The organism is Klebsiella sp. (genome assembly GCF_027492335.1).
In the GTDB taxonomy this organism is placed as follows: domain Bacteria; phylum Pseudomonadota; class Gammaproteobacteria; order Enterobacterales; family Enterobacteriaceae; genus Klebsiella; species Klebsiella huaxiensis.
This window is the reverse complement of record NZ_JAPUEW010000063.1, coordinates 46,340-54,500: the sequence shown is the minus strand read 5'-3', so window position 1 is coordinate 54,500 and position 8,161 is coordinate 46,340. Positions and strand designations below refer to the sequence as shown.

At 49.6% G+C, this 8,161-nt stretch carries 8 protein-coding genes and 2 pseudogenes; 9 read left to right on the top strand and 1 reads right to left on the bottom strand.

All coding sequences use genetic code 11. The features are described from left to right. From QVF11_RS28720 to QVF11_RS18925, 7 genes and pseudogenes are all read left to right on the top strand, one after another. Positions 1-65 (top strand): hypothetical protein (locus tag QVF11_RS28720; RefSeq protein WP_369816290.1); only part of this gene is annotated, 65 nt, incomplete at its 5' end. Positions 66-393: 328 nt separating this feature from the next. Then, on the top strand, positions 394-837 hold the full coding sequence (gene cmtB, locus QVF11_RS18950; RefSeq protein ID WP_287858697.1) for a PTS mannitol transporter subunit IIA: 444 nt from the start codon (positions 394-396) through the stop codon (positions 835-837). 27 nt (positions 838-864) lie between these two features. Then, on the top strand, positions 865-2,241 hold the full coding sequence (locus QVF11_RS18945) for a PTS mannitol transporter subunit IICB (RefSeq protein ID WP_142512833.1): 1,377 nt from the start codon (positions 865-867) through the stop codon (positions 2,239-2,241). A 25-nt stretch (positions 2,242-2,266) separates the two neighbouring features. Further along, positions 2,267-3,544 (top strand): zinc-binding dehydrogenase, encoded by a 1,278-nt coding sequence (locus QVF11_RS18940; RefSeq protein WP_287858695.1) that lies wholly within the window; start codon positions 2,267-2,269, stop codon positions 3,542-3,544. Next, positions 3,541-4,262 (top strand): annotated as a pseudogene (locus QVF11_RS18935) (fructose-bisphosphatase class II). The gene QVF11_RS18940 and the pseudogene QVF11_RS18935 overlap by 4 nt, the downstream one beginning before the upstream one ends. Before the next feature lie 15 nt (positions 4,263-4,277). Beyond that, positions 4,278-4,787, top strand: a complete 510-nt coding sequence (locus tag QVF11_RS18930) for an MltR family transcriptional regulator (protein ID WP_112216562.1) — start codon at positions 4,278-4,280, stop codon at positions 4,785-4,787. After that, on the top strand, positions 4,784-5,500 hold the full coding sequence (locus tag QVF11_RS18925; protein WP_287858694.1) for a nucleoside/nucleotide kinase family protein: 717 nt from the start codon (positions 4,784-4,786) through the stop codon (positions 5,498-5,500). Before QVF11_RS18930 ends, QVF11_RS18925 begins: the two co-directional genes overlap by 4 nt. A gap of 47 nt (positions 5,501-5,547) precedes the next feature. Here the strand turns inward: QVF11_RS18925 and QVF11_RS18920 are convergent. Next, positions 5,548-5,637 (bottom strand): annotated as a pseudogene (locus tag QVF11_RS18920) (prohibitin family protein); the annotation flags it as partial. Between the two features lie 274 nt (positions 5,638-5,911). On the opposite strand from QVF11_RS18920, the gene epd reads away from it, so the two are divergent. After that, positions 5,912-6,931, top strand: coding sequence for an erythrose-4-phosphate dehydrogenase (gene epd / locus QVF11_RS18915; RefSeq protein WP_287858692.1), 1,020 nt, complete (start codon positions 5,912-5,914; stop codon positions 6,929-6,931). Between the two features lie 51 nt (positions 6,932-6,982). Beyond that, complete coding sequence (gene pgk, locus QVF11_RS18910; RefSeq protein WP_112216559.1) at positions 6,983-8,146, top strand: phosphoglycerate kinase; 1,164 nt, start codon at positions 6,983-6,985, stop codon at positions 8,144-8,146. The last annotated feature ends 15 nt before the right edge of the window (positions 8,147-8,161 follow it).

Below are 8,161 nucleotides of genomic sequence, written 5' to 3'. Positions count from 1 at the left end.
TGCTGTTTGAAGAGTTTGGCTTCACCGTGGATAACGTTGTCGCCAAAGCGAAAGCACTGCTGTAATCATTTTTATGATAATAAACGGGTCGCTCAGGCGGCCCGTTTCTTTTGATTGAGACAGCGCTAGCTTTTTTTGTTAGTTATCATCAAGTCATTAATGGTGATGTGCTTCACAAAACGTTAATTTAGTGATTTTTCATATTTGCAATTGAAATCACAAATATATAGTTGATTTTATTTTTTTAATTATCAACTTGTTGTTTTTATTCATTTCGTAAAAACCTTCAGCCAGTTCGCCTCTCTTTTGTCGCTTATTGATTTCACTGTGCCTCCCGAGTATTTTGTTTTTAACGATAAACTGTACCCTAGAAATAAAATAAAAGGATGACCTATGCGACTGATTGATTATTTCCCAGAAGCATCAATATCGATAAAGAATTCAGCATCAAGCTGGCAAGAAGCGGTTGATTTTTCAATGTCAGCTTTATTGTCTAATCATTATGTTAGCCCGCAATATGTTCAGGCAATTAAAGAGTCTACGTTAGCTAACGGGCCTTATTATATTCTGGCTCCCGAAGTGGCAATGCCTCATGCGCGTCCTGAATACGGTGCGTTAAAAACAGGGATGTCATTAACGCTATTGCGAAACCACGTCAGCTTTGGCGAGGGTAATGAACCCATTAAGTTATTAATTGGGTTGTCTGCTGCCGATTCAGATTCGCATATTGGTGCGATTCAGGCATTAAGTGAATTATTGTGTGAAGAGGAAAACCTGGCTGCGTTGTTGGCGGCTAAATCTGAGAAACAATTAGCGGATATTATCTCCCGCGCATAATCTACTCCCTCCTTTCAGGATATTAATATGGAAAACAAGTCTGCTCGTGCAAAGGTCCAGGCTTTTGGTGGGTTTTTGACTGCCATGGTCATCCCCAATATCGGCGCATTTATTGCCTGGGGGTTTATTACCGCATTATTTATTCCTACTGGCTGGATGCCCAATGAGCATTTTGCCAAAATTGTCGGCCCGATGATCACCTATTTATTACCGGTAATGATTGGCTCAACCGGCGGTCACCTGGTTGGCGGCAAGCGCGGAGCGGTAATGGGCGGCATTGGTTCCATTGGCGTGATTGTTGGCGCTGATATTCCAATGTTCCTTGGTTCTATGATCATGGGGCCGCTCGGCGGCCTGGTAATTAAACATATTGACCGCCTGCTGGAAAAACGTATTCCTGCCGGTTTTGAAATGGTCATCAATAACTTCTCTCTCGGTATCGCTGGCATGATCTTGTGCCTGTTGGGATTTGAAATTATTGGCCCGGCGGTTCTCGTTGCGAATAATTTTGTGAAGGAGTGTATTGAAGCTCTGGTGCATGCGGGGTATCTGCCGTTGCTCTCGGTTATCAACGAACCTGCGAAAATTCTCTTTCTAAACAATGCCATCGATCAGGGCGTCTATTATCCGCTGGGTATGCAACAGGCTGCTGAGACCGGAAAATCGATCTTCTTTATGGTGGCCTCTAATCCCGGTCCAGGGCTGGGCCTGCTGCTCGGGTTTGCCATCTTTGGTAAAGGCATGAGTAAAAAGTCCGCTCCGGGCGCCATGATTATCCATTTCCTTGGCGGTATCCATGAGCTCTATTTCCCTTATGTGTTGATGAAGCCGTTAACGCTGATTGCCATGATCGGCGGTGGAATGACCGGTACCTGGGTCTTTAATCTGTTGGGTGGCGGCCTGGTTGCTGGACCGAGTCCTGGCTCAATCTTCGCCTACCTGGCATTAACACCGAAAGGGTCGTTTATCGCCACCATCGCAGGTGTAACTGCAGGAGCTCTGGTGACCTTTATCATTACTTCTTTTATTCTGAAGATGGATAAAAGCATCGAAGTCGAAAAAGAAGATACATTTAGCGAATCTGCTAAAGCGGTAAAAGCGATGAAACGCGAAGGATCGTTTTCTTACAAGCAGGTTAAACGCGTTGCTTTCGTTTGCGATGCGGGTATGGGCTCCAGCGCGATGGGTGCTACAACTTTCCGTAAACGTCTGGAAAAAGCGGGGCTGGCTATTACTGTCACCCACTATGCCATCGAAAATGTACCAGATGATGCGGATATTATCGTCACTCATGCCAGCCTGGAAGGCCGTGTTAAACGCGTCAGTGATAAACCTTTAATCCTGATTAAAAACTATATCGGCGATCCGCACCTGGATGAGTTGTTTAAAAACCTCAGTGCCTGATTGCTCATTAATTTACGGAGTTAATATGAAAACCAAAGTTGCCGCTATTTATGGCAAGCAGGATGTCCGCATTCGTGAATTCGAACTTCCGCAAATTACCGATAATGAATTGCTGGTGAGCGTAATCTCCGATAGCGTGTGTTTATCTACCTGGAAGGCCGCCGCTTTAGGCAGCGAACATAAACGCGTTCCCGATGATTTAGAAAATCATCCGGTTATTACCGGTCATGAATGTGCGGGGATTATTGTCGAGGTGGGGAAAAACCTTACCGATAAATATAAAAAAGGTCAGCGGTTTGTTCTGCAACCGGCGATGGGGCTACCAAGCGGATATTCAGCAGGTTATAGCTATGAATACTTCGGCGGTAACGCGACCTATATGATTATCCCTGAGGTGGCTATTAATCTGGGATGCGTACTGCCATATCACGGTTCTTATTTTGCCGCCGCGTCGCTGGCCGAACCTATGTGCTGCATTATTGGTGCATATAATGCCAATTTCCATACCACGCCTTATGTCTATGAGCATCGGATGGGAATTAAGCCTGGCGGCAATCTGGCGCTGCTGGCATGTGCCGGGCCGATGGGCATTGGCGCGATAGATTATGCTATCAACGGCAACATTGCCCCGGCGCGGGTGGTAGTGGTTGATATTGATGAAAAGCGCCTGGTGCAGGCGCAAAAACTCCTGCCGGTAGAACTGGCTGCCAGTAAAGGGATTGAGCTGGTTTATGTCAATACACGGGACGTTGCAGATCCGGTACAGGCGCTGCGGGCGCTGACGAATGACGAAGGATTTGACGATGTCTTCGTATATGCTGCCGTTCCCGCCATCGTGGAAATGGCGGATGAGCTGCTGTCGGAAGATGGATGCCTGAACTTCTTTGCTGGCCCTACGGATAAAAACTTTAAAGTCCCGTTTAACTTCTACAACGTGCATTACAACAGTACCCATGTCGTGGGGACTTCAGGTGGCTCAACGGATGACATGCTTGAAGCGATTGCCCTGAGCGCAACTGGACAACTACAGCCTTCATTTATGGTGACGCATATTGGCGGGCTGGATGCGGTGCCGGACACGGTGCTCAATCTGCCCAACATTCCTGGTGGCAAAAAGCTGATTTATAACGGCGTGACGATGCCGCTAACGGCGATTACTGATTTTGCTGAGAAAGGTAAAACCGACCCGCTGTTTAAGCAATTGGCGGAACTGGTAGAAGAGACGCACGGGATCTGGAATGAGCAGGCCGAGAAGTATCTTCTGGCACACTTTGGCGTTGATATTGGCGAGGTGGCGGAATGAAGTCACTGGCGTGGCCGCTGCTACGCACTACGGAACAGGCAGCGCTTGCTGCCTGGCCCGAAACGGGGTGCGGGGATAAAAACAAAATTGATGGCCTGGCGGTAAGCGCAATGCGGCAGGCGCTTAATGAGCTTAATTTTCAGGGGCGGATCGTCATCGGAGAGGGGGAAATCGACCATGCTCCCATGTTGTGGATTGGCGAGCAGGTTGGACGCGGCGAGGGGTTGGCTACTGATATTGCCGTCGATCCAATAGAAGGAACCCGAATGGTTGCGATGGGGCAAAGTAATGCGCTGGCGGTCATGGCTTTTGCGCCAGCGTGCAGACCTGCATGGCGGACAATGCTTACGATGTGATGTTCACCATTGGCGGCGCGCCGGAAGGGGTGATATCGGCGTGTGCGGTGACTGCTTTAGGTGGGGATATGCAGGCGGAACTTATCGACTTTTGTGAGGCGAAAGGCGACTCGTCTGAGCACCAGAAGATAGCGCAGGAAGAGCGCAGCCGTTGCGATGAGATGGGCGTGAAGGTCAACCATGTGTATCGGCTTAATGATATCGTGAGCCACCGCGATGTTCTGTTCGCTGCAACCGGCGTCACAGGAGGTGACCTGCTGCGTGGAATTCAACGTGGCGAGGGCGGAGTTCGCACACAAACAATCCTGATCAGTGGCATAGACCAAACGTGTAATATAGTAGACTCTCTGCATTCCTGGTGATTTATCGAGAAACGAATGACGACGCTAACAGAAGATGACGTGCTGGAGCAATTGGATGCCCAGCAAGATTTACTCTCCTTTATGGCGACTGCAAATACCCTCTTGTTGCAGGCCATCAAGCGTTTTCTGCCCTCGCTGTTCGTTAATAATGATGAAGAGATCGTGGAATATGCAGTGAAGCCGTTACTCGCGCAAAGCGGCCCGCTTGATGATATTGATGTGGCGTTACGACTGATATATGCGCTGGGGAAAATGGACAAATGGCTCTATGCCGATATCACCCACTTTTCGCAGTTTTATCAGTATCTGACTGAACAATGCGATCTTCCCGGATTTGCGGACGAGTTGACCTGGGATTTTATTTGTAATGTAAATAGCATTACGAATAACACCGCATTATACGGCGCGTTGAAATCAATGAAGTTTGCTGATTTCTCTGCGTGGTCAGAAATTCGCTTCATTAATATGGTGAAAACCGCGCTGGCGTTGGCGATAACGACGATATTAAAGGAATTAACGCCGTGAATATAACGCTGAGTATTAATGGGCTGAATGTTGATGCCCGGTACAGTGATGACGAAATTGAGAACGTCCATAAACCTTTACTGCACCGTTTTACCCGATTACATGCTTTAACGCCGAACCGGCGGACCATTATTTTCCTCAGTGCACCGCCAGGGACAGGGAAATCGACGCTCACGACGTTTTGGGAGTTTTTAGTGTGTCAGGACTCGCATTTGACACCAATCCAGACGCTACCGATGGACGGTTTTCACCACTATAACACCTGGCTTGAAGAGCATGGGTTACGTGGCTCGAAAGGGGCACCGGAAACGTTCGATGTGACCAAACTGGCGGAAAATCTTCGCCAGATTCGCGAGGGTGAGGGCGACTGGCCGCAATACGATCGGCAAAAGCATGACCCGGTTGAAGCTGCCATTAATGTAAATGCTCCCGTTGTTATCGTTGAGGGCAACTGGCTGCTGCTGGATGATGAGCAGTGGCGCGTACTCGCGGAGTTTTGCGATTTTTCACTGTTTATTAAAGCACCAGCCAACGCTTTGCGGGCCAGGCTGGTTGGGCGCAAGCTGGCCGGAGGCCTGTCGCAAGCTGAAGCCGAGGCGTTTTACGAGCGTACCGATGGTCCGAACGTTCGCCGTGTGCTCGAAAACAGCCGGGCTGCAAACCTGACGTTAGAGATGACGGCTGACGGTGCATATAAGATTGCCTGCCCTTGACTCAGGCGAGTGTTGCAAAAAGGGCCGCGATAACGGCCCTGTTTGTATTTAGTCGAGATAAAGGGAGCAGTGCCGCCATGAATCATGGTATCCGGCAATTTGCCATCCCAGCGCTCCGCTGTGGTCAGAGCGACAAGACAGGAAGTCTGCTCGCACCGTCCTTGCTATTCGTTACTCGTGTTGCAACTATTCCTTTTAAAATGTGACGTAAGTCAGATAAATGGCTTCTTCAACTGGACAGTCATTCCTTTTATTCCTTGTTTCGCTTATTCTAGCTGAAGCGTTTCAGTCGTCTAAATGTTCGACAATTAATCAATCAGTCGCAGTTTGCGACAGGTAAGGTTTCCCTTAGAGCGTAGCTGCATTACTCTGTCAGCCACCTCATTTCATGGACAGCCTTGCAGGAGACCTATGACCATACGCATTGCGATTAATGGCTTCGGTCGCATCGGGCGTAACGTGGTTCGTGCTTTGTATGAATCCGGGCGTCGTGCGGAAATCACCGTGGTGGCAATCAATGAACTGGCGGATGCTGCCGGCATCGCTCATTTGTTGAAATATGACACCAGCCATGGGCGCTTTGCCTGGGATGTACGCCAGGAAAGAGAGCAGCTGTTTGTCGGCGATGATGCTATTCGCCTGCTGCATGAATCTTCCCTTGAGGTGTTGCCCTGGCGTGAGCTGGCGGTGGATGTGGTGCTTGATTGTACGGGCGTTTACGGCAGCCGTGAACATGGCGAAGCCCATCTTCAGGCTGGCGCGAAGAAAGTGCTCTTTTCACATCCTGGCGGCAACGATCTCGACGCGACGGTTGTTTTTGGCGTCAATCATGATGAACTGCGAGCCGAGCACCGTATCGTCTCCAATGCCTCCTGCACGACCAACTGCATTATTCCGGTCATTAAACTGTTAGATGATGCCTACGGCATTGAGTCCGGCACGGTAACAACGATTCATTCCGCTATGCACGATCAGCAGGTTATCGATGCTTATCATCCGGATTTGCGCCGTACGCGAGCGGCCAGTCAGTCGATCATCCCGGTTGATACTAAACTAGCTGCGGGGATCACGCGTATTTTCCCTCAGTTTAACGATCGTTTCGAAGCGATTGCGGTGCGTGTGCCGACTATTAATGTGACGGCTATCGACCTCAGCGTGACGGTGAAGAAACCAGTAAAAGCAAATGAAGTCAACCAGTTGCTGCAAAAAGCAGCACAGGGTGCATTTCATGGTATAGTTGACTATACGGAATTACCGTTAGTCTCGATAGATTTCAACCACGATCCGCATAGCGCCATTGTTGATGGTACGCAAACGCGGGTAAGCGGCGCGCATTTGATCAAAACGCTGGTCTGGTGCGATAACGAATGGGGCTTTGCTAACCGGATGCTCGACACCACGTTAGCGATGGCCGCACAAGGTTTCAGGTAAGGCGCGTAAGCGCTTGCAAAACTTTATCAAGAATCAACGAGAGGATTCACCATGTCTGTAATTAAGATGACCGATCTGGATCTTGCTGGTAAACGCGTTTTTATCCGTGCGGATCTGAACGTACCAGTTAAAGAAGGGAAAGTAACCAGCGATGCGCGTATCCGTGCCTCTCTGCCGACCATCGAACTGGCCCTGAAACAGGGTGCGAAAGTGATGGTAACTTCCCACCTGGGTCGTCCTACCGAAGGCGAGTACAACGAAGAATTCTCTCTGCTGCCGGTTGTTAACTACCTGAAAGACAAACTGTCTAACCCGGTACGTCTGGTTAAAGATTACCTGGACGGCGTGGAAGTCGCCGCTGGTGAACTGGTTGTTCTGGAAAACGTTCGCTTCAACAAAGGCGAAAAGAAAGACGATGAAGCTCTGTCTAAAAAATACGCTGCGCTGTGTGATGTATTCGTAATGGATGCATTCGGTACCGCTCACCGTGCACAGGCTTCTACCCACGGCATCGGTAAATTTGCTGACGTGGCTTGCGCAGGTCCGCTGCTGGCCGCTGAGCTGGACGCGCTGGGTAAAGCGCTGAAAGAACCTGCTCGCCCGATGGTTGCTATCGTGGGTGGTTCTAAAGTTTCCACTAAACTGACCGTTCTGGATTCCCTGTCTAAAATCGCTGACCAGCTGATCGTTGGTGGTGGTATCGCCAACACCTTCGTTGCCGCTCAAGGCCACAACGTGGGTAAATCCCTGTACGAAGCTGACCTGGTTGACGAAGCTAAGCGCCTGCTGACTACCTGTGATATCCCGGTACCGACTGATGTTCGCGTGGCAACTGAGTTCTCTGAAACCGCAGCCGCTACCCTGAAATCTGTTAACGACATTAAAGATGACGAGCAGATTCTGGACCTGGGCGATGCTTCCGCGCAGCAGCTGGCTGAAATCCTGAAAAATGCCAAAACTATTCTGTGGAATGGTCCGGTTGGCGTGTTTGAATTCCCGAACTTCCGCAAAGGTACTGAAATCGTTGCGAACGCTATCGCTGATAGCGAAGCCTTCTCTATCGCAGGCGGTGGCGATACCCTGGCAGCAATCGACCTGTTTGGCATTGCTGACAAAATCTCCTACATCTCCACTGGCGGCGGCGCATTCCTCGAATTCGTGGAAGGCAAAGTCCTGCCAGCAGTAGCTATGCTCGAAGAGCGCGCTAAGAAGTAATTCAGTTCAGGCGGG